Raw genomic sequence first — 21293 nt, 5'->3', positions numbered from 1 at the left:
CCCTTACGGGCACCCTCGCGAGGAAGCCCGCGAGGGCTGATGAGCACCCGGATTAGGCTGCGTCTGCCGCCATCTTTTCGGCTTTGGCTTTCACTTCCTCGATGCCGCCAACCATGTAGAAGGCGCCTTCGGGCAGGTGATCGTACTCGCCGGCCACAACGGCCTTGAAGGACGAGATCGTGTCTTCGAGCGGAACCTGAACACCGTCAGACCCGGTAAAGACCTTCGCAACGTCGAAGGGCTGCGACAGGAAGCGCTGGATCTTGCGGGCACGGGCCACGGTCATCTTGTCCTCTTCGGACAGTTCGTCCATGCCGAGGATCGCGATGATGTCCTGGAGCGACTTGTAGCGCTGCAGGATACCCTGAACGTCACGAGCCACCTGGTAGTGCTCTTCGCCCACGATCTGCGGGTCCATCAGACGCGAGTTGGAGTTGAGCGGGTCCACCGCCGGATAGATGCCAAGCTCGGAAATCGCACGCGACAGAACGGTTGTTGCGTCCAGGTGAGCAAAGGTCGTCGCAGGCGCGGGGTCGGTAAGGTCGTCCGCAGGCACGTACACGGCCTGGATCGACGTGATCGAGCCAGCTTTGGTCGATGTGATGCGTTCCTGCATCTGACCCATGTCGGTCGCCAGTGTCGGCTGGTAGCCCACAGCGGACGGGATACGACCCAAGAGAGCGGACACCTCGGAACCGGCCTGAGTGAAGCGGAAGATGTTGTCCACGAAGAACAGAACGTCGGTCCCGGACTGGTCACGGAACTGTTCCGCGAGCGTCAGACCGGTCAGGGCCACGCGTGCACGTGCTCCCGGAGGCTCGTTCATCTGACCGTACACAAGGGCCACCTGGCTTTCCTTGAGGTTGTCCGGCTTGATAACGTTGGATTCGATCATTTCGTGGTAAAGGTCGTTGCCCTCACGGGTCCGTTCACCCACACCCGCGAACACCGAGTAACCCGAGTGCACTTTCGCGATGTTGTTGATCAGTTCCATGATTAGAACGGTCTTGCCCACGCCGGCACCGCCGAAGAGACCGATCTTACCACCCTTGGAGTAGGGTGCGAGAAGGTCGATCACCTTGATGCCGGTGACGAGGATTTCGGACTCTGTCGACTGTTCCGCGAATTCGGGCGCAGGCGCGTGGATCGGGCGGTATTCGTCCGCTTCAACAGGGCCACCTTCGTCCACCGGTTCACCGACGACGTTCAGAATACGGCCGAGTGTCGCTGCACCCACCGGAACCGAGATCGGACCGTCGGTGTCGACAACTTCCTGACCCCGGACGAGGCCCTCGGTTGCGTCCATCGCGATGGTGCGCACGGTGTTTTCGCCAAGGTGCTGTGCCACTTCCAGAACGAGCTTCTTGCCGTTGTTGTCTGTGGTCAGCGAGTTCAAAATAGCCGGCAGGTGGTCGTCGAACTGAACGTCCACGACGGCGCCGATCACCTGCGTGATTTTGCCTTTTGCGTTTGCCATGTTTCGTCTCCGGTTCTTAGAGCGCCTCGGCGCCCGAGATAATTTCGATCAGTTCGTTGGTAATCACGGCCTGACGTGAACGGTTGTATTCGATGGTGAGCTTGTCGATCATTTCGCCCGCGTTGCGGGTTGCGTTGTCCATCGCGCTCATCCGGGCACCCTGTTCAGAGGCACCGTTTTCAAGCAGCGCCGCAAAGATCTGCGTCGCCACACCGCGCGGCAGAAGATCGGCGAGGATCGCCTCTTCATCCGGCTCATAATCATAGAGCGTGCTGGCTTCGGCCGTGCCTTCCGCAGGGGCGTCGAACGAGGCCGGGATGACCTGCTGGGCCGTCGGAACCTGGCTGACGACGTTCACGAACTTCGAATAGAAGATCGTCGCCACGTCAAACTCGCCTGCATCAAAGCGACCAAGGATATCCTTGGCGATGCCTTGTGCATCCACATACCCGACCCGTTTCACATCGCTCATGTCGATATGGCCAACGGACAGGTTGCCGAAGTCCCGCTTCATCGCTTCACGGCCTTTTTTGCCGACAGTCAGAATTTTGACCGTCTTGCCTTTGGCCTTGAGCTCCAACGCCTTCTGCTTGGCCAGCTTCGCGATGTTCGCGTTGAAGCCGCCACACAGTCCGCGTTCCGCCGTCATGACGACAAGCAGATGAACGTCGTCCTTGCCGGTGCCGCTCAGCAGTTTCGGTGCGCTGTCGCTGTCACCAACGCTGGCCGCCAAAGCACCCATCACGGCGTTGAACCGCTCGGTGTAAGGACGGGCCATTTCGGCAGCATCCTGTGCCCGCCGCAGTTTTGCGGCGGCCACCATTTGCATCGCCTTGGTGATCTTGCGGGTCGATTTGACCGACGCGATCCGGTTTTTCAAATCCTTGAGATTTGGCATTGCCTCGTCTCCTTACGAGAAGTCGGCGGCGTATTCGGCAATCGCGGCCTTGAGTTTGTCTGCGGCGTCACCCTTGATCTTGGGATCGTCGTTGGTGATCCAATCGAGGATGTCCTGACGCTTGCCACGCAGGTGGCCGAGCAGACCCGCTTCGAAATCCTTGACGCGATCCAGCGGGATCTTGTCCAGGAAGCCGTTGGTGCCCGCAAAGATCACGCAGACGATTTCCGCGTTGGTCAGCGGCGAATACTGCGGCTGCTTCATCAGTTCGGTCAGACGCGCACCGCGGTTCAGCAACTGCTGGGTCGAGGCGTCGAGGTCGGATCCGAACTGGGCGAAGGCTGCCATTTCGCGGTACTGAGCGAGGGACAGTTTCACCGGACCCGCAACCGAGGACATCGCGCTTGTCTGAGCGGACGAACCCACACGAGACACCGACAGACCGGTGTTCACGGCCGGGCGAATACCCTGGTAGAAGAGTTCGGTTTCGAGGAAGATCTGGCCGTCGGTGATCGAGATCACGTTGGTCGGAATAAAGGCCGACACGTCACCACCCTGGGTTTCAATGATCGGCAGAGCCGTCAGCGAACCGGAGCCATTGTCTTCGTTCAGCTTGGCAGACCGCTCGAGCAGGCGCGAGTGGAGATAGAAAACGTCACCCGGATAGGCTTCGCGGCCCGGCGGACGGCGCAGCAGCAGGGACATCTGACGGTACGCAACGGCCTGCTTGGACAGGTCATCATAGATGATCAGCGCATGGCGGCCATTGTCACGGAAATGCTCGGCCATCGATGTCGCCGCGTAGGGTGCGAGGAACTGCATCGGCGCCGGGTCGGACGCGGTTGCTGCAACCACGATCGAGTATTCAATCGCGCCGCTCTCTTCGAGCTTTTTCACCAGCTGCGCCACGGTTGAGCGCTTCTGACCGACAGCGACGTAGATACAGTAGAGCTTCTTGCTCTCGTCATCGCCGGCTGCGTCGTTGTAGGATTTCTGGTTCAGGATCGCGTCCAGAGCAACGGCGGTCTTGCCGGTCTGACGGTCACCAATGATGAGTTCGCGCTGGCCACGGCCAATCGGGATCATCGAGTCAACGGCCTTGAGGCCGGTTGCCATCGGTTCGTGAACCGACTTACGCGGGATGATGCCCGGTGCCTTCACGTCCGCGATGGAACGCTTGGAGGTCTTGATCGGACCCTTGCCGTCAATCGGGTTGCCCAGACCGTCCACAACGCGGCCCAGCAGTTCGTCGCCAACCGGCACGTCCACGATGGCCTTGGTGCGCTTGACGGTGTCGCCTTCCTTGATGTCCCGGTCGGAACCGAAGATTACGATACCGACGTTGTCGGCTTCAAGGTTGAGCGCCATGCCGCGAATTCCGCCCGGGAATTCGACCATTTCACCGGCCTGAATGTTGTCGAGGCCGTAAACGCGCGCAATACCGTCACCAACAGACAGGACTCGGCCCACCTCGGTGACTTCGGCGTCCTGCCCGAAGTTCTTGATCTGCTCCTTAAGGATCGCAGAAATCTCGGCTGCTTGGATACCCATTTATCCGACCTCTTTCATTGCATTCTGGAGGGAGTTGAGCTTGGAGCGGATCGACGTGTCGATCATCTTCGAGCCCACTTTAACGACAAGACCGCCGATGAGGGATTCATCAACGGTCGCATTGATCTTAACATCTTTGCCAACTTTCGTCTTGAGCGTATTGGCAAGCTCTTTCGACTGGGCGGCGGTCAGTTTGACGGCGGAGACGACATCGGCCGTAACCTCGCCCTTTTCTTCCGCGATCTGGTCGCGCAGACGGTTGATCATCTGCGGCAGGACGAACAGACGGCGCTTGGACGCCATCAGCGCCAGAACGTTCTGCATCGTCTTTGTCAAACCCATCTTGGCTGCAACCGCTGTGATCGCATTGGACTGCGCGTCACGGCTGTAGACCGGCGAATGGATCAGGTCGGTCAGTTCCGGGCTGCTGGCAAGTGCGGCCGACAGATCGTCGAGATTCGCTTCGAGCTTATCGAGCTCTTTACCCTCTTTGGCGAGGTCGAAGACCGCCTTGGCATAGCGATCCGCGATGCCAGAGGAAATGGATGCTGATTCAGACACGTCCACCCTTCCGCTATTCTGCCTCCGATCCCCCGAATTACCGGTGGTCAGAGGCGTTTTCAGTTTGGCAAATGCCGCATGGCATAGAAATCAGCGCGGATGTAGCAGAGGCTTCCTCAGCCCGCAACACGGTATGGTGATTTTGAAAGCACCCACATGTTGTTGTTTTACAATGAGTTAACCACAAGTGCGACCTATTGCGCGCAAGAAAGTTGCATCTTTTCCGAGCGGATTGGTCATGTTTGCCGATTCCTGTTGGCGCAAAGCGTCTTTTTCAAGCCTGTCTCGCGTTGTCACCTTTTGCTGCACATGCACAAAAAGTGGGCACAGTGTGAACAGCGTCAGAAATCGCCGTGGTCAAATGCGGCCGATTTTCCCTGCACGCGGGCCCGTGCCGGTTTCGACGACGGTGTCGGCACAAGGTTCCCCAGCGGGTTGAGCACCCGACTTCCTGCCTTTGTGCCACGCGGTGTCGGATTGGTCTTGGTCACTTCGACCATCAGAACGCCGCCTGCGATAAGAGCGGACACGCTGCGCCCCATCGATTCCCAGAAGCGCCCGGTCTTCATCCAGAAGCGTCGGGTCGATGGCGGCTGGTACAGAACGGCGGTGTGCCGCTGCGGTGCAAAGTTGTGCGCCTTGAGTTGCGCCTCAAGCTGTCCCATCGAATAGGGTCGGCCAAACCCGAAGGGCGTCGCATCCGACCGCGCCCAGAGCCCTGACCGGTTCGGCACGATAAAGAGCGCCTTCCCCCCCGGACCGAGCACGCGCCAACACTCCTCAAGCAGTGCGGAGGGGCGCTCCGACGTTTCCAAGCCATGCATCAGGATCAGCTTGTCAAAGCGCCCGTTCTCGATCGGCCACAGCGTTTCCTCGCAAAGCACGGACACATTCGGCATCCCGGCTGGCCACGGCATCACCCCCTGCTGTGCCGGCATAAGACCAATCACGCGCCGCGCATCGGCAAGGTAGGGACGCAGCAAAGGCACCGCGAACCCGAAGCCCCCCACCGATTGCTGTTTCGCTTCGGGCCAAAACGTGGTCACCTGATCCCGGACAACGCGCTGCGCCACGCGACCTATCGCACTTCGATAGTAGAAGCTGTGCAAGCGCTGCACGTCGAGATGCATTTGGGCCTCCGAACATTTTGGCCTAGGTTGCCGTTAATGTAACCACCACGGAAAGAAACGCCATGCCTCTCGAACTCGTGACCCTGCCTGCGCTGTCGGACAATTACACTTATCTGCTTCACGACAGCGACAGCGGTGCAACGGCGTGTATCGACGTTCCCGACGCCAAACCCATTCTGGATGAACTGGCCAAGCGGAACTGGACTCTGACCGAGATCTGGCTGACCCATCACCATCATGACCACATTGGCGGTGTGGACAATCTTCTTAAAGTATTTGACGCCAAGGTCACGGGTGCCACAGCCGACCGGCACCGGCTTCCCCCATTGAACCGCGAAGTCGCAGACAGTGACAGGTTCGAGTTCGGCGGAGAGGTGATCGACGTTCTTGACGTATCCGGGCACACAATTGGGCATGTTGCCTTCGTCGCCGCTGCGTCCGGCTATGCTTTCACAGCCGACAGCCTCATGGCCCTGGGGTGCGGTCGGCTGTTCGAAGGAACAGCGGCGCAGATGTGGGACAGCCTGCAAAAGCTCGCGGCGCTTGATCCGGAGACGCTGATTTGTTCGGGCCACGAATACACGCAGGCCAATGCACGCTTCGCGATCACCATCGATCCTGAAAATGCCGACTTGAAAGCCCGGATAGATCGCATAAATTCTAAGCGTGACAGCAACGAACCGACGGTTCCCAGCAAACTTTCCGAAGAAGCGGCGACAAACCCCTTCCTGCGCGCCGCTGACCCTGCAATCCAAGCCCACTTGGACATGATCGGTGCAGAGCCGGTTGACGTATTTGCCGAAATTCGCGCCCGAAAGGATCGCTTCTGAGGCAATTTCACAAGAACGTGCGCGCAATCGCACCCCTGTACCCCGTCAAGACGAAGAAAAAACTTGAAGGTTTGTAGGTAACGACCACAGTTTAAGAAGAAGATGACAGTTGTGTCGTAGCGTGCGTCGCAACAAACAAAGAAGGAGCACTCAACCGTGCCTTCATTTTCGAATACTCTTGAGCAGGCAATTCACTCGGCATTGGCTCTGGCCAATTCGAGGTCGCATGAGTTCGCAACGCTGGAGCATCTGCTGCTGGCGCTGATCGACGAACCTGACGCGGTTCGCGTGATGAAAGCGTGTTCGGTCGACACGGAAGAGCTGCGTACGACGCTCGTCGACTATATCGACGATGACCTGTCGAACCTCGTGACCGATATCGAAGGCTCCGAGGCCGTGCCGACGGCCGCCTTCCAGCGCGTGATCCAGCGCGCCGCGATCCATGTCCAAAGCTCGGGTCGCAGCGAAGTGACCGGGGCAAACGTGCTGGTCGCGATCTTTGCAGAGCGTGAAAGCAACGCCGCCTATTTCCTGCAGGACCAAGACATGACCCGCTACGATGCGGTGAACTTCATCGCGCACGGCGTCGCCAAGAATCCGGCCTACGGTGAAAGCCGCCCGGTGACCGGCGCGTCGAACAACGAAGAAGAAACGCAATCTGCGGAACCGCAGGGCGAACAGAAAGAATCCGCACTGGCGAAGTACTGCGTGGATCTGAACAAGAAATCGCGCGAAGGCGATATCGACCCACTGATCGGCCGCGATTCCGAAGTGGAACGCTGCATTCAGGTTCTGTGCCGTCGTCGTAAGAACAACCCACTTCTCGTGGGCGACCCCGGCGTTGGCAAAACCGCGATTGCCGAAGGTCTTGCGCGCAAGATCGTGGCAGGCGAAACGCCCGAGGTTCTGTCGAAGACGACCATCTATTCGCTCGACATGGGCGCATTGCTGGCCGGCACACGGTATCGCGGCGATTTCGAGGAACGTCTGAAAGCCGTGATGACGGAACTCGAAGATCACGACGATGCGGTGTTGTTCATCGACGAGATCCACACCGTGATCGGTGCGGGGGCGACCTCTGGCGGGGCGATGGATGCCTCCAACCTGCTGAAGCCCGCGCTTCAGGGCGGCAAGCTGCGCTGCATGGGGTCCACCACCTATAAAGAATTCCGTCAGCACTTCGAAAAGGACCGCGCGCTCAGCCGTCGGTTCCAGAAGATTGACGTGAACGAACCTTCGGTCGAAGACACGATCAAGATCCTCAAGGGCCTAAAGCCCTATTTCGAGGAACACCACGGCGTGAAGTACACCGCTGAGGCGATCAAGACCGCTGTGGAACTGTCCGCGCGGTATATCAACGACCGCAAGCTGCCCGACAAGGCGATCGACGTGATCGACGAAGCTGGCGCCGCCCAGCATCTGGTCGCGGAATCCAAGCGGCGTAAGTCGCTGGGTGCCAAGGAAATCGAGGCCGTTGTGGCCAAGATCGCCCGCATCCCGCCAAAGAACGTGTCCAAGGACGATGCAGAGGTGCTCAAGGATCTCGAAGCTTCGCTCAAGCGCGTGGTCTTCGGGCAGGATGCCGCCATCGAAGCGCTGTCTTCGGCGATCAAACTGGCGCGCGCCGGACTTCGGGAACCCGAAAAGCCCATCGGCAACTACCTCTTTGCGGGTCCGACCGGTGTGGGTAAAACCGAGGTGGCAAAGCAACTGGCGGACACGCTGGGTGTGGAACTGCTCCGCTTCGACATGTCCGAGTACATGGAGAAACACGCGGTCAGCCGACTGATCGGCGCGCCTCCGGGATATGTCGGGTTCGATCAGGGTGGTCAGCTCACCGATGGTGTCGACCAGCATCCGCATTGTGTGCTGCTGCTTGACGAAATCGAAAAGGCGCACCCGGATGTCTACAACATCCTGTTGCAGGTGATGGACCACGGATCACTGACCGACCACAACGGTCGCACCGTCAGCTTCCGCAATGTGATCCTGATCATGACCTCGAACGCCGGGGCAGCAGAACAGGCGAAATCGGCGATTGGCTTTGGACGTGACCGTCGGGAGGGCGAAGATACCGCCGCGATCGAACGCACGTTCACGCCGGAATTCCGCAACCGTCTGGATGCCGTGATCTCCTTTGCACCGCTGCCGAAGTCTGTGATCCTGCAAGTCGTCGAAAAGTTCGTGCTGCAACTCGAAGCGCAGCTGATGGATCGCAACGTGACCATCGAACTGACCAAGCCTGCAGCCGAATGGCTGGCCGACAAGGGTTACGACGACAAGATGGGCGCACGCCCTCTGGGCCGCGTGATCCAGGAAGACATCAAGAAACCGCTCGCGGAAGAATTGCTGTTTGGCAAGCTTGCAAAAGGCGGGGTCGTCAAGGTCTCGGTCAAAGACGGCAAGCTGGTGCTGGAAACCTTCGGTCCGGAAAATCCGCGCCTGTCCAGCAAGAAGCCCCCGCTTCTAACGGCGGAGTGATCCGCAGTCTGATCGCGATACTCATCACGTCCGCCACACCTGTTGTGGCGGACGTTTCGTTTCTGGGCATGCCGCTTGACTGCGTGTTGGGCGAAACCTGCGTCATTGAGGATTATCCCGACGTTGACCCAACAGAGGCCGCCAAGGATTATCGTTGCGGGCTGAAGACCCGGGATGGCCACAGCGGCACCGATTTCGCCCTTCTCAGTTTCGAGCAGATGGAGACAGGCGTCCGCGTGATCGCAGCCGCCGATGGCCGGGTCGAGGCGATCCGCAACACGCGCCCCGATCAACCCTATGTGCCGGGCACCGATCTGAACGGAGAGGAATGCGGCAATGCCGTCCGCATCAATCACGGCAACGGCTATCAATCCGTCTATTGCCATATGAAGCTGGGGTCAGTGCGCGTCACACCGGGGCAACGTGTGGTGCAAGGCCAACTGCTGGGCGAGGTTGGCCTGAGCGGTCTGACCAACTACCCGCATCTGCACCTGACGATCACTCAAGGGTCAGAGATCGTTGATCCCTTTGCGCCCAGCCAAGCCAACGCCTGCAGCGAACCCTTTGAAACCCTCTGGCTGGACACGCCACCCTACGCGGATGCCGGTCTCTTTACGGTTGGCATCTCTGACTCTGTGCCAGACCTCGATGCGGTTCAAACCGGAATAGCCCGCCGCACCGTCCTGTCCCCGACGGATACGATGGTGCTTTATGCCCATATCTTTCAGGGCAACACCCATGACCGGATCGAACTGGCGATAACCGGCCCTGGTGGTGATGTGTTCGACCATACAGCGACGCTGGATCAGGATCAGGCACAGTCGATGCGCGCCTATGGGCGGCGTGCGCCCGATGCCGGTTGGCCCAAGGGTGACTATCGCGGATATGCCCGGCTGGTCCGAGGCAACACGATCCTAGCCGTGCGCCATGCCGACGTCACCGTCGAATAGGCGCTATTGTTCGGTCAGTTTGAGTTCGATCCGCCGGTTCTGTGCCCGCGCCTCTGGTGTGTCCTCGGTGGTCACCGGCTGGTATTCCCCGAACCCGTTCGCCGACAGGCGGCGTGGTGGAATGCCGAGTTCGTCGATCATGTAGCGCACAACCGACAAGGCGCGCGCCTGCGAAAGTTCCCAGTTGTCGGCAAAAGGCCCTTGTCCCGAAAGAGGCACATTGTCGGTATGGCCATCGACCCGAATGATCCAGTTGATGCCCTCGGGAATGTCCTGCGACACGTCCCGCAGGATCGCAGCAACATTCGCAACCTGCGCGCGGCCTTCCGGCGAAAGGGAGGCCTGTGCAGACGGGAACAGAACCTCGGACGAAAAGACGAAGCGGTCCCCTTCGATCCGCACGCCCTCACGGTTGCCCAAGACCTCACGCAGCCGACCGAAGAACTCCGACCGGTATTGCTCCAGGTCTTGATTTTCCCCTGCCAAACGTTGCTTTTCTTCCTCCAGCCGCTGGCGTTCTTCTTCAAGCCGGATGCGCTCCGCCTCTTCCAATTGACGCCGCCGACGTTCTTCTGCAGCCACACGTGCCAAGGCGGTGTTCAACTCGCTGCCAAGGCTTTCAAGTTGGATCTGCGCCGCCGTATCCCGCACCTGCGCTTCATCAAGAAGCGCCTGCAACGACGACAACTGACGGCGCAATGCGCCAACCTGCTGGTTGAGCAACTCCGTCTGACGCTGCGCCTCGGTCGCGCGCTGGGTTTCCGCATCCAACCTGTCTCGGGCTTGTTCCAGCAAGAGCTGACGTTGCTCGGACTCTGACAGTCGATCTTCCAGGGATGTCTCGGCCGCGATTTGTGCTGCCAAAGCAGCGGCCAACTGGTCGCGTGTTTCTTCGAGTGATGCCGCCGTGGCCGTCTGCTGCGCTAAGGCCGCCGCAAGCCGCTGTTCGAGTGTCTGTTCGCTGCCGCTGCGTGCAGCCGCCTCGGCCTGTGCCTCGGCCAATGCTTGCCGCAAGGCGTCCGCCGTGGCCTGCAGTTCCGCGGTCGTTTGTTCGGACCCGCTCAGATCGGCGCTGAGTGCCGCGTTCTCTGCGCGTAGTTCTTCAAGCCGCTCTTCAAGGGCCGTCGCCTCGGACACGCGGATCAACGCCTGAGACAACCGTGCCTCGAGCGACGACAGGGTTGTACGATCCACCTGCGTGTCCGCGATTTCTTGCTCGAGTGCGGCAATCCGGGTCGCCTGTGCCGCCAGTTGCGCGCGCAGAGTTGCTTCCGTCTCATCACCCTGCTCAACCGTCGCGTCCAACTGCGCCTGCAAGGACGCCAGTTTCTCTTCGCTTTCGGCCAAGGCCGCATCCAGCCGCGCCTGCAAGCTGTCGGCGGTGTCACGCCCCTCGAGCAGCGCTGCGGCCAGGCGAGCATTGAGATCTTCCTCGGCGCTCCGCGCCGCCGCAAGCAAGGTCAACGTTTCCTCGGCCCGCGCCCGCTGTTCCTCAAGCGCCATGGTCATCGCGGTCAGTTCCGCATCTGCGTTTTCCAGCCGCGCGCGCAGCGCTTCCGCGGCTGCAGCTTCGGCCAGCTTGGCCGCTTCCTCATCACTCAGCGCATTTTCCAGATCGGCCACCTGCGCCGTCAGCGCACCGACCTGCTCGGTCGTTTCGGCATTTTCGGCCCGCAAATCCGCAACCAAAGCCTCAAGCGCCTCGCGGCGTGCGGCTGCCAGTCTTGCCGCCTCGACCTGTTCGTCGATCTCGCTCCGGGCGGTTGCCAATGCGAGGTTGAGCGCCTCTTGTTCTGTCAGCAATTGGGCCCGGGCTTCGGTCAATTCCGCAACCTGATCCCGCGCCGTATCGCGCTCGGAAAGCAAACCCGCCACTTGTTCTTCGAACGATGCAATCCGCGCATCTGCTGCTTCGAGCGCTGCAGCCTGCCTTTCCCGCGTGGCCGACAGCGACGCAATGATCGCCTCCTGTTCAGAGAGGCGCGCCTGCGTGTTGTCCAGCGTTGCATTCAATTCACCAAGCTGGTTGGTCAACGAGGTGGTTCGCTGCTGCTCAACGCCCAGCGCACGGGCAAGCTCGGCAATCTCGGACGACAGGGAGTCGAGTTCGTTTTCCTGCCCAGTGATGGTGTCGCGCAGCACCGCCTGCACAACCATGAAAATGGTCAGCACAAACATCAGGACAAGCAAGAGCCCCGTCATCGCATCCACGAAACCGGGCCAGATCGAGGCCTGGAACCGGGCTCCGGTGCGCCGTGACAGGGCCATGACTTAGCCCTCGCTCTTGTCGGTCTTGCGTCCCGAGTTGCGGGCCATACGGTCCAACGCGCGGGCTATCGCATTCAGATCGGTCCGCAGTTCCGCCATGGTTTCCTGCCGCCCCGCCGCCACCTCTTCGAGGATGCGCAGCATCTGAACGTCGATCGACCGCAGCCGCATGCGGCTTTCCGCATCCAGACCTTCGTTTTCGGTCTTGTGCGTGAGAACGTCGATCAAGCGATCCTGACTGTCCGCGATCCGGGCAAAGGCCGTTGCGCTTGGCGCGGTTGCCTCCATCCGTTCGGTCATGCGCTCAAGCGTATCGCTCAATTGACCCAGCCGATACTCGACTTCGGATCGGCCCTCTTCGGACCGGGCGAACAAGTTCTGGAGTCCCTCCATCTGCTCGACCATCTGATCGAGGATGATACCCGCAGTGCCCAGATCAGTGCCGCCCTCGCCTTCACCGCTGGAAAAGCCCAGCTTGGTGATGGAACTCAGCCATTCCTCAAGCTCGCGATAGAACCGGTTCTGTCCGTGCCCTGCAAACAGCTCCAGCAACCCGACCACCAAAGAACCCGCCAAACCAAGCAGCGAAGACGCAAAGGCAACGCCCATGCCGGACAACTGGTTGTCCATCCCGTCCATCAGCCGGGCAAATACCTCGACCCCTGTTTCGCCGTCTTGGGGCGCTAAGCCCCTGATCGTGTCGACAAGCGCGGGAACCGTTGTAGCCAAACCGTAAAAGGTACCCAAAAGCCCCAGAAAGATGAGGAGATTGACGATATATCGCGTGATCTCGCGCGCTTCGTCGATGCGGGTTGCCACCGAATCCAGAATGGACCGCGTCGATGCGGTGTTGATCTGCATGCGTTTGTTGCGCGACCGCAGCAATGTCGCCAGCGGAGCAAGCAGCAAGGGCGCTTTGCTGTCGAAGCCGCGTTCGCGTTCCTTTGCGAAATGCTCGATCCAGCGCACCGATTGGATCAATTGCCAGACCTGCCAGAAACAGGCGACCACACCGATCACGAATACGAAAGCGATAAACCCGTTCAGATAGGGGTTTGCCTCGAACACGGGCAAAACCCTTGGCAAGGCAAGAAAGCAACCAAACCCTGTGAGCCCCAAAACGAGGAGCATCATCAGCACCTGTCGGACAGGTTGGGAAAATTGTGGCTCGGCCTCGATGTCCGGCTGATCCATTCGGACAGTTCCTGACGCGTTTCTTGTTGTTCGATGGCAACTCTAGGCGGTTCGCCGCCAATCGCCAAGCGGTTAAGCGATCAACACGCGCACTCGCGCGCAAAGCCAGTCCAACTCTGCGTCCGGAATGCCCAGTTCGGCCAGATGTGACGCCGTATTGAACAGATATTCGCTGTTCGGCCCCCGCCCACCGACCGCCCGCGCGATGATCTGCGCCTGTTCTTCGAGATCAAGTGATCCGCAATACTGCACATGGTCGGGGTCGATCACATAAGTGACCGCCAACTCTTCGCGGCCATCCGCAAAGCGAAGGGGCAGGACTTTCTCCAGATAGGCAGAAGACACCAGTTCCCGTTCGCGCAAATACGCGATGATGGCGTCATACTCGGCCTCGGGCATCTGCATGGCCAGACCATCACACGCCCCATCAGGATGAGCATCCAACGCAAGAACAAGACCGGGGTCTTCTTCGGTCCCGCGATGATGGATCGACCGCATGCAAAAACTGCGTGCATAGCCATGGAGCCGCGCATGCGCCGTTTCGACCGGCGTGAATCCCGGATTCCACAAAAGCGATCCGTATCCGAATACCCAAAGCGTCATGATGCTGGTCCTGCCTTTCAGCGCGCGGTAAACACCAAAGGCACGGCGTACAAAAGGGGGTGCATGGGTGAAACGTCTTCTTGGTGTGATCGTCGTGGCAACACTGGCCTATAGTGGCTGGTGGTTTTACGCCGCGCAGGAACTGCGCAGCAGCGTGGCCGAATGGTTCACCGAACAACGCACCGCTGGCATGCAAGCCGACTATGCCGACCTGACGGTTCGCGGGTTTCCCAATCGCACGGATTTGACGATCACCGAACCCGCCCTTCTTGCAGCAGACGGCAGTCTGGGCTGGCGGGCACCTTTCCTTCAGGTGCTCGGCCTCAGCTACAAAAAGGGACATGTGATTGTCGCATGGCCAGACACGCAAACGCTGACCACACCGGATGGCGACATCGCTGTTGTGTCTGATGGGCTTCGAGCAAGCGTGATCCATGATGATGGCACGCTCATCCGCAGCAACCTCGAAGCAACGGTCCTGAACCTGAGCGGTCCGGAACAGGCCTTGGCACTCGCAGACGTCAATATGGCGCTGCAAAAAATCGACGCCGCCCCATCGTCCTACCGGATGGCCATGTCCATCGGCAGCATTGCGACCTCTTCGCCCGAAGGCGTGCCGAATATCGGTCCGGACTCGCTCGCGTCTTTGCGGGCCGAACTCGAACTGAGCTTGGACCAGCCGCTCACCTTCGACGCGCTGGCCGGGTCACCAATACAGACAACCGCAATCACTCTCACCCGGTCTGAAATCTCCTACGGCGCGGTCACGTTCAAAGTCACGGGCGATGCGACACTCGACAGCGCAGGTCTTGCCACAGGAGAGGTCACTCTGACCGCAGAGAACTGGCGCGATGCCATCGCTGCCGCGCGCAACGCGGGTGACCTGCCTCCGGCGCTGAGCGAAGGCCTGATCGACCTGCTGACCATGCTGTCGACCTTTGGCGGAAGCCGCGACGCGCTTGACGTGACCCTTGGACTCAATCGCGGCACCGTGCTGATCGGGCCGATCCCGGTTGGACAGTTGCCACCACTCCGCTGGCGCTGAGCCTTGCCAAGCCCGCCAACCCCCGCAACACTGACCGCAAAAGCGAGGTGACAGATGGGCGACGGGCTCTTTCAAAGGATCGACGACAGATGCGAGGACCTGATCGCACTGACGCAAGAGCTGATTCGCATCCCGACGCTCAATCCGCCCGGTGAAAACTACGCCGCGATTTGCGACCTGTTGGACGTGCGCCTCTCCCGCGCCGGGTTCGAAACGACATGGGTCCGCGCCGAAGGCGCCCCCGGCGACAGCGACCGCTACCCGCGCTGGAATCTGGTCGCCCGCCACGAAGGCGCGCGCCCCGGTCCATGTGTCCACTTCAACTCTCATACCGATGTGGTCGAGGTCGGCCACGGCTGGACCCGCGATCCTTTTGGCGGTGCCGTGGAAGACGACAAGATCTATGGCCGTGGCGCCTGTGACATGAAGGGTGGATTGGCCGCGTCGATCATCGCAGCCGAAGCCTTTATCGCGCAGCACCCGGATTATGCAGGCGCCATCGAGATCAGCGGCACCGCCGACGAGGAATCCGGCGGCTATGGCGGCGTGGCCTATCTGGCGGAGCAGGGCTGGTTCGACCCGAAACGCGTGCAGCACGTCATCATCCCCGAACCGCTGAATAAGGACCGCATCTGCTTGGGCCATCGCGGCGGCTGGTGGGCCGAGATCGAAACCAAAGGCGAAATTGCCCATGGGTCGATGCCGTTTCTGGGGGATTGCGCCGTGCGCCATATGGGCGCTGTGCTGCATGCGTTCGAAGAAACGCTCTACCCCGCCATGGCCGCGCGCTGGACCGAGATGCCCGTCGTCCCCGAAGGCGCACGGCAATCCACGATGAACATCAACTCGATCCATGGCGGGCAGCCCGAACAGGCCAGCGACTATACCGGTCTGCCGGCCCATTGCGTCCCGGACAGCTGCCGCATCGTGATCGACCGCCGGTTTCTGATGGAGGAACCGATCGAGGAGGTGCGGCAAGAGGTCATTGACCTTCTTGAAGACCTCAAGGCGCGCCGCGAGAATTTCGACTACGAGATTCGCGAGATCAATCGCGTGATCCCGTCGATGACCGACAAAACCGCCCCCATCGTCACCACAGTGCATGACGCGATCCGGGATGTACTGGGGCAAGACCCGACCTATGTGGCGTCACCCGGTAGTTACGATCAGAAACACATCGACCGGATCGGCAAGCTGAAGAACTGCATCGCGTATGGACCCGGCGTGCTGGAACTGGCGCACAAACCGGATGAATGGGTGGGCATCACTGATATGCTCGACAGTGCCAAGGTCATGGGCCGCGCGCTCGAAACCCTTTTGGTACCGTCAGGACAGTGAAAGCAGAGACTTGATTGCCGCGTGATTTGACGTGACACTTGCGCCAACAACAGGAGGGACACCATGACCACTCATTTCCTGCGCGGGGCTGCTTTGGCAGCGCTGCTCACAACGCCTGCGCTGGCACAGCAGACCGATCTGACCATCGCTTTGCAGCTTGAACCACCGCATCTCGACCCGACCAGCGCCGCAGCGGGCGCCATCGACTCGGTGCTGTATTCCAACGTGTTCGAAGGACTCACACGCTTCATGTCAGACGGCTCCGTTGTCGCGGGTCTCGCCGAAAGCTGGGACATCAGCGAGGATGGCACCACCTACACGTTCAAACTGCGCGACGGTGTGACCTTCCACGACGGCAGCACGATGGATGCGGAAGACGTGAAGTTCACGCTCGACCGCGCCCGCGCGGAAGACAGCGCCAACGCACAGAAGGCGCTGTTTGCCGGGATTTCCGAGGTCACTGTCATCGACCCGACGACGGTAGAGGTTAAACTCTCGGCACCGGATGGGAATTTCCTGTTCAACATGGCCTGGGGCGACGCCGTGATCGTTGCCCCTGAAAGCATCGACGCCATCAAGCAGACCCCCATCGGCACAGGCCCGTTCAAGTTCGACGCATGGGTGCAGGGGGACCGCATCGAGATCAGCCGCAACGCCGACTACTGGGGCGACGCCCCCGCACTGGACGCGGCGACGTTCAAGTTCATCTCTGATCCGACAGCAGCCTTTGCCGCGATGATGGCGCAGGACATCGACGCCTTTGCGGGCTTCCCCGCACCCGAAAACCTGCCCCAGTTCGAAGCCGATCCCCGGTTCCAGGTGCTTGTCGGATCGACCGAGGGCGAAACCATCCTCGCGATGAACAACAAACTGCCGCCCTTCGACAACAAGACCGTGCGCGAAGCTGTGGCCCAAGCGATAGACCGTCAGGCGATCATCGACGGTGCGATGTTCGGTCTGGGCACGCCCATCGGCACGCATTTCGCACCGCACAATCCCGACTACGTGGACCTGACCGCAAAGTCAGCATACGACCCCGAGAAAGCCAAGGCGCTTTTGGCCGAGGCCGGGTTTGCAGATGGCTTCACCACCACGCTGAAACTTCCGCCGCCCTCTTACGCGCGGCGCGGTGGCGAGATCATCGCATCACAACTGCGCGCGGTGGGGATCGAGACCGAGATCACCAACCTCGAATGGGCCCAATGGTTGGAAGAGGTGTTCCGCGGCAAGGATTTCGGCCTGACCATCGTCAGCCACACCGAACCCTTCGACATCGGCATCTATGCCCGTCCGGATTACTATTTCCAATATGACAACCCGGCGTTTCAGGAGTTGATGACAACGCTTGGCGCGACCAGCGACCCCGCCGCGCGATCTGAACTTCTGGCACAGGCCCAGACGATGATCGCCGACGATTACGTAAACGGTTACCTGTTTCAGCTTGCCTTCCCGACTGTGGCCGATGCGCGGATCAACGGGCTTTGGCAGAACGCACCCACACAAGCGACCGATCTGACCGGGGTCAGCTGGTCCGAGTAGGCGCACAGACCTTGCGGCACGGCTTTCGGCCCATCGGGTCAGCCGTGCCGCATTAACAAAAACGAAATTATGTTGCTTCAGAATCTTCGTACGAAGATTTTGGGGGCACCCCAGAAAATTTTGGGGCTCTCAGGTAAGCACGAGACCGCCGCGCATAGTAAGACCAGATTGCCAAGGGCATAAGTCCAATCTAGGCTGTTCCCATGGCCATCCCCGTCGAGAACTTCTTTCTCAAACCCGACACAAAAGGCACGCTACAGGCCCGCATCCAGCAGATGGTCGCGGAAGGTATCCTGTCGGGCCGGTTTCGCCGTGGGGAAAAGCTCCCCTCCAGTCGCAAACTCGCGCAACATCTCGGTGTCAGCCGCATCACCGTGACACTGGCCTATACCGAACTCCTGGCCAACGACTACCTGTCATCCCGCGGACGCTCCGGCTACTATGTGTCCGACGACGCGCCCGAACCGCCGCAATTCGAAAACACACCCCGCCGCGAGGACGCCGTTGATTGGTCCCGCGCACTGGGACAGAAATTCACCGGCACAGCGACCCTCGTCAAGCCGCAGGATTGGGCACAGTACCGCTATCCGTTTCTCGACGGGCAGACCGATCCCCAATTGTTCGATCACGCCAACTGGCGGCTTTGCGCCTTGCAGGCGCTCGGAGCCAAGGATTTCGCGGCCCTGACCCGCGATTACTACGATCAGGACGATCCGCAACTGGTCGAATTCATCCTGCGGCATACCCTGCCACGGCGCGGCATCACGGCGAAACCCGACGAAGTTCTGATCACGATGGGCGCGCAAAACGCGCTCTGGATGACGTCGCAGGTGCTGCTCACCCAACGCCGCCATGCGGTGATCGAAAACCCCTGTTACCCGGCGCTACGTGGCGTGCTGACCCAATCCCGCTGCCATCTGAGTGCTTTGGACGTGGATGAAGACGGGCTTCCGCCCGAACAGATCCCCGAGAACACGGATGTGATCTTCACCACCCCCAGCCATCAATGCCCGACCTCCTACACGATGCCCCTGGCGCGACGGCAGGCGCTTCTCGCCTGCGCACGAACGCTTGACGCGCTGATCGTGGAAGACGACTACGAATTCGAAATGGCCTATCTCAAACCGCCCATGCCTGCCCTCAAAAGCCTCGATGAAGACGGGCGCGTGATCTATGTCGGCAGCTTTTCCAAATCGCTCTTCCCCGGGCTGCGGCTTGGCTACCTTGTCGGATCGGCCCCGTTCATCCGCGAAGCGCGCGCCTTGCGGGCGTCGATCCTGCGCCATCCACCCGGCCTGACCCAGCGCACCACCGCTTATTTCCTGAGCCTTGGGCATTATGACAGCCTGATCCGTCGCACCGGCAAGGCGCTCAATGATCGGCGTGTGATCATGGAACACGCAATTCGCAAATATGGGCTGACGATTGCGGGCAAAGGCACCTATGGCGGGTCCAGCTTCTGGATGCGTGCTCCCGATCATGTTGATTGCGAAGAACTGGCACAACGCCTCAGCAAGGTCGGCGTCCTGATCGAACCCGGAACCGCCTTCTTTTCCGGAGACGCACCGCCGCGAAATTACTACCGATTGGCCTACAGCTCTATCGCGCAAGCCCGCATTGATCCCGGAGTGGCCGAGATCGCCAAAGCCATCGACGCCACGCCTCTTACATAGAGGCCTGCACGCGAAATCCGTCTGGGATCGTATCACGACCATCCAACACCAGATCGGCCATCACATCCGCCACTTTGGGCGCCATGCCGAACCCGATCTTGAACCCCCCATTGGCGATGAAATGGCCCTCGCGCCCCGGCCAAGCCCCAAGCATCGGCGCGCGCGACCGGGCACGCGGGCGCACCCCGGCCCAACGGTCCACCACTGGCGCGTCCGCCAGAACAGGCATCGCCGCAATGGCACGGACGATCAGGTCGTCACATTGTGCGTCCAATCCGTCCGGCGTGTCGAACTCCCGTTCGCTGGTCGAACCGATGGCAACAGTCCCATTTGTGTGCGGAATGATGTGCAAGCCATCCACAAACACCTGCGGCACCGGACCGGCATCATAGGCCAAGGCGGCGGACTGCCCTTTGATGCCAGCGCCAACCGGTTTGCCGAAGGCATCGGACAACTCGAGCAAGCCAAGCCATCCGGCGGCCCAGATGACCGCACCCCGATCCGGCGCATCAGAGACCACCTCCACGCCCTTGGCTCGCAACGCGGCAACCAACGCGGCACAAGCCTGTCGCGGGTGCATCCGTCCGGTCAGGGTATCCCGAATGAGGTAACCTGACGGCGATACAGGCGCAAAACCACCCGCATCATCTGTTGCGATCACCTCCCACACCGCGCGTCCCTGCCATAAGCCGCGTGCGCCGTCGCAGCGCGCCTGCGCCAGCTCCAAGGCGTGATCGTCAGCAATCGGTTGCAACCGCCCAGTCCGGCCATAGCCCGGATCGACGCCACCAGCCGCCTGTACATCAGCCCAGAAAGCCTCTGCCATCAGCAAACTGTCGAGCTGAAACGCCTTCTTGTCGTTCCAGTTCTCCGGCACATGCGGCGCCAAGGCACCCACCAGTCCCCCGCTCGCTCCCGAGCCTGCGCCATACGGATCGACCACCTGCACACGCGCGCCCCGTTGCGTCAAAACCCACGCGATGCTCAGGCCGAAAATCCCCGCCCCGCGCACTGTGATTTCGGGCATTGCCATTCCGAATACTCCTCGCCAAGGTCGCGCTGTCGCTAAGGTATGTCATCATGGAACTCCAGACGGAACCGCTCGACTGGCGCGATGGGGATGTCCCTGTCTCTCGCCGGTTCGACGATCCCTATTTTTCGCTCGACAACGGACTGGCAGAAACGCGCTTCGTGTTTCTGGAGGGCAATGACCTGCCTTCGCGGTTCAGGGATGGATTCCATATTGCCGAACTGGGCTTCGGCACAGGGTTGAACCTCTTGGCGACGCTCGACCTCTGGCGGTCCAGCGGTCAGGACGGTACGCTGCACTATACCAGTTTCGAAGCATTCCCGATGCAGCCCCAAGACATGATCCGCGCGCAACAGGCGTTTCCGGACCTCGCCCCGATTGCCGAAGCCCTCGCCCCGTACTGGGCAACCAACACACGCGAGATTTCCCTGCCCGACCTGCACTTCACCCTTGTCGAAGGCGACGCGCGTGAGACCGTAAAAACCATGTCCAAACCCGCCGACGCCTGGTTCCTTGACGGCTTTGCCCCAGCCAAGAACCCGGAACTCTGGGAACCCGACCTCCTGACCTGCGTCGCCGAAAAAACCGCCCCCAATGGCACCGCCGCCACCTACACCGCTGCCGGTCACGTCCGGCGCGCGCTGGATGCGGCGGGGCTGATCACAACCCGCATCCCCGGCTTTGGCCGCAAACGCCACATGACCATCGCCCGGAAAGCCGCCTGA

General features: G+C 60.5%; 17 protein-coding genes. 8 read left to right on the top strand and 9 right to left on the bottom strand.

The window, feature by feature from the left end; genetic code table 11:
* Window positions 1-52: 52 nt before the first annotated feature.
* The 5 genes from atpD to ACMVPR_RS19435 all read right to left on the bottom strand — a co-directional run bounded on the left by atpD (window position 53) and on the right by ACMVPR_RS19435 (window position 5617).
* Entirely contained in the window at window positions 53-1477 is a 1425-nt protein-coding gene (gene atpD, locus ACMVPR_RS19455) for a F0F1 ATP synthase subunit beta (RefSeq protein ID WP_416884216.1), read from the bottom strand.
* Window positions 1478-1493: 16 nt separating this feature from the next.
* Window positions 1494-2375 carry a F0F1 ATP synthase subunit gamma gene (locus ACMVPR_RS19450; protein WP_416884215.1) on the bottom strand — a complete coding sequence of 294 codons (882 nt, stop codon included), beginning with the start codon at window positions 2373-2375 and terminating at the stop codon, window positions 1494-1496.
* Between the two features lie 12 nt (window positions 2376-2387).
* Complete coding sequence (gene atpA / locus ACMVPR_RS19445) at window positions 2388-3926, bottom strand: F0F1 ATP synthase subunit alpha (protein WP_292264979.1); 1539 nt, start codon at window positions 3924-3926, stop codon at window positions 2388-2390.
* Window positions 3927-4493, bottom strand: a complete 567-nt coding sequence (locus ACMVPR_RS19440) for a F0F1 ATP synthase subunit delta (protein ID WP_292264981.1) — start codon at window positions 4491-4493, stop codon at window positions 3927-3929.
* 335 nt (window positions 4494-4828) lie between these two features.
* Window positions 4829-5617 (bottom strand): methyltransferase domain-containing protein, encoded by a 789-nt coding sequence (locus ACMVPR_RS19435; protein ID WP_292264982.1) that lies wholly within the window; start codon window positions 5615-5617, stop codon window positions 4829-4831.
* A 62-nt stretch (window positions 5618-5679) separates the two neighbouring features.
* Between ACMVPR_RS19435 and gloB the strand changes: the two genes are divergently transcribed.
* The 3 genes from gloB (at window position 5680) to ACMVPR_RS19420 (ending at window position 9878) form a co-directional block, all read left to right on the top strand.
* Window positions 5680-6447 (top strand): hydroxyacylglutathione hydrolase, encoded by a 768-nt coding sequence (gene gloB, locus ACMVPR_RS19430; RefSeq protein WP_416884214.1) that lies wholly within the window; start codon window positions 5680-5682, stop codon window positions 6445-6447.
* Between the two features lie 156 nt (window positions 6448-6603).
* Window positions 6604-8928, top strand: coding sequence for an ATP-dependent Clp protease ATP-binding subunit ClpA (gene clpA / locus ACMVPR_RS19425; RefSeq protein ID WP_300583412.1), 2325 nt, complete (start codon window positions 6604-6606; stop codon window positions 8926-8928).
* On the top strand, window positions 8925-9878 hold the full coding sequence (locus tag ACMVPR_RS19420) for a M23 family metallopeptidase (RefSeq protein WP_416884213.1): 954 nt from the start codon (window positions 8925-8927) through the stop codon (window positions 9876-9878). The genes clpA and ACMVPR_RS19420 overlap by 4 nt, the downstream gene beginning before the upstream one ends.
* A gap of 3 nt (window positions 9879-9881) precedes the next feature.
* Here ACMVPR_RS19420 and ACMVPR_RS19415 read toward each other — a convergent pair whose 3' ends face one another.
* The 3 genes from ACMVPR_RS19415 to ACMVPR_RS19405 form a co-directional block, all read right to left on the bottom strand.
* Window positions 9882-12146 (bottom strand): peptidoglycan -binding protein, encoded by a 2265-nt coding sequence (locus ACMVPR_RS19415; protein WP_416884212.1) that lies wholly within the window; start codon window positions 12144-12146, stop codon window positions 9882-9884.
* Between the two features lie 3 nt (window positions 12147-12149).
* Window positions 12150-13340 (bottom strand): biopolymer transporter ExbB, encoded by a 1191-nt coding sequence (locus ACMVPR_RS19410; protein ID WP_300583418.1) that lies wholly within the window; start codon window positions 13338-13340, stop codon window positions 12150-12152.
* A 72-nt stretch (window positions 13341-13412) separates the two neighbouring features.
* Window positions 13413-13943, bottom strand: coding sequence for a gamma-glutamylcyclotransferase (locus tag ACMVPR_RS19405; RefSeq protein WP_300583420.1), 531 nt, complete (start codon window positions 13941-13943; stop codon window positions 13413-13415).
* A 67-nt stretch (window positions 13944-14010) separates the two neighbouring features.
* Between ACMVPR_RS19405 and ACMVPR_RS19400 the strand changes: the two genes are divergently transcribed.
* From ACMVPR_RS19400 to ACMVPR_RS19385, 4 genes are all read left to right on the top strand, one after another.
* Window positions 14011-14988 (top strand): DUF2125 domain-containing protein, encoded by a 978-nt coding sequence (locus ACMVPR_RS19400; protein ID WP_416884211.1) that lies wholly within the window; start codon window positions 14011-14013, stop codon window positions 14986-14988.
* Between the two features lie 54 nt (window positions 14989-15042).
* A complete protein-coding gene (locus tag ACMVPR_RS19395; RefSeq protein ID WP_416884210.1) occupies window positions 15043-16326 on the top strand; it encodes an acetylornithine deacetylase/succinyl-diaminopimelate desuccinylase family protein in 1284 nt (427 codons plus the stop codon).
* A 63-nt stretch (window positions 16327-16389) separates the two neighbouring features.
* Window positions 16390-17865, top strand: a complete 1476-nt coding sequence (locus ACMVPR_RS19390) for an ABC transporter substrate-binding protein (RefSeq protein WP_416884209.1) — start codon at window positions 16390-16392, stop codon at window positions 17863-17865.
* A gap of 203 nt (window positions 17866-18068) precedes the next feature.
* On the top strand, window positions 18069-19538 hold the full coding sequence (locus ACMVPR_RS19385; RefSeq protein WP_416884208.1) for a PLP-dependent aminotransferase family protein: 1470 nt from the start codon (window positions 18069-18071) through the stop codon (window positions 19536-19538).
* On the opposite strand, the gene ACMVPR_RS19380 is transcribed toward ACMVPR_RS19385, so the two are convergent.
* Window positions 19531-20571, bottom strand: a complete 1041-nt coding sequence (locus tag ACMVPR_RS19380) for an NAD(P)/FAD-dependent oxidoreductase (RefSeq protein WP_416884207.1) — start codon at window positions 20569-20571, stop codon at window positions 19531-19533. The genes ACMVPR_RS19385 and ACMVPR_RS19380 overlap by 8 nt on opposite strands.
* A gap of 47 nt (window positions 20572-20618) precedes the next feature.
* Here ACMVPR_RS19380 and mnmD point away from each other — a divergent pair, with 47 nt between their 5' ends.
* Window positions 20619-21293: a tRNA (5-methylaminomethyl-2-thiouridine)(34)-methyltransferase MnmD gene (gene mnmD / locus ACMVPR_RS19375; protein ID WP_416884206.1), complete on the top strand. Its 675-nt coding sequence runs from the start codon at window positions 20619-20621 to the stop codon at window positions 21291-21293.

Origin of the sequence: Marivita sp. (genome assembly GCF_048006345.1) — a bacterium.
Lineage (GTDB): Bacteria > Pseudomonadota > Alphaproteobacteria > Rhodobacterales > Rhodobacteraceae > Marivita.
This window is presented reverse-complemented; position numbering and strand designations above follow the sequence as displayed.

Excerpts from the sequence above, each read along its gene's own strand:
- ACMVPR_RS19385 (WP_416884208.1), top strand. The coding sequence starts at position 18,069 with ATGGCCATCCCCGTCGAGAACTTCTTTCTCAAACCCGACACAAAAGGC.
- ACMVPR_RS19435 (WP_292264982.1), bottom strand. The coding sequence starts at position 5,617 with ATGCATCTCGACGTGCAGCGCTTGCACAGCTTCTACTATCGAAGTGCG.
- ACMVPR_RS19405 (WP_300583420.1), bottom strand. The coding sequence starts at position 13,943 with ATGACGCTTTGGGTATTCGGATACGGATCGCTTTTGTGGAATCCGGGA.
- mnmD (WP_416884206.1), top strand. The coding sequence starts at position 20,619 with ATGGAACTCCAGACGGAACCGCTCGACTGGCGCGATGGGGATGTCCCT.
- ACMVPR_RS19450 (WP_416884215.1), bottom strand. The coding sequence starts at position 2,375 with ATGCCAAATCTCAAGGATTTGAAAAACCGGATCGCGTCGGTCAAATCG.
- gloB (WP_416884214.1), top strand. The coding sequence starts at position 5,680 with ATGCCTCTCGAACTCGTGACCCTGCCTGCGCTGTCGGACAATTACACT.
- atpA (WP_292264979.1), bottom strand. The coding sequence starts at position 3,926 with ATGGGTATCCAAGCAGCCGAGATTTCTGCGATCCTTAAGGAGCAGATC.
- atpD (WP_416884216.1), bottom strand. The coding sequence starts at position 1,477 with ATGGCAAACGCAAAAGGCAAAATCACGCAGGTGATCGGCGCCGTCGTG.
- ACMVPR_RS19390 (WP_416884209.1), top strand. The coding sequence starts at position 16,390 with ATGACCACTCATTTCCTGCGCGGGGCTGCTTTGGCAGCGCTGCTCACA.
- ACMVPR_RS19415 (WP_416884212.1), bottom strand. The coding sequence starts at position 12,146 with ATGGCCCTGTCACGGCGCACCGGAGCCCGGTTCCAGGCCTCGATCTGG.
- ACMVPR_RS19380 (WP_416884207.1), bottom strand. The coding sequence starts at position 20,571 with ATGGCAATGCCCGAAATCACAGTGCGCGGGGCGGGGATTTTCGGCCTG.
- ACMVPR_RS19395 (WP_416884210.1), top strand. The coding sequence starts at position 15,043 with ATGGGCGACGGGCTCTTTCAAAGGATCGACGACAGATGCGAGGACCTG.
- ACMVPR_RS19410 (WP_300583418.1), bottom strand. The coding sequence starts at position 13,340 with ATGGATCAGCCGGACATCGAGGCCGAGCCACAATTTTCCCAACCTGTC.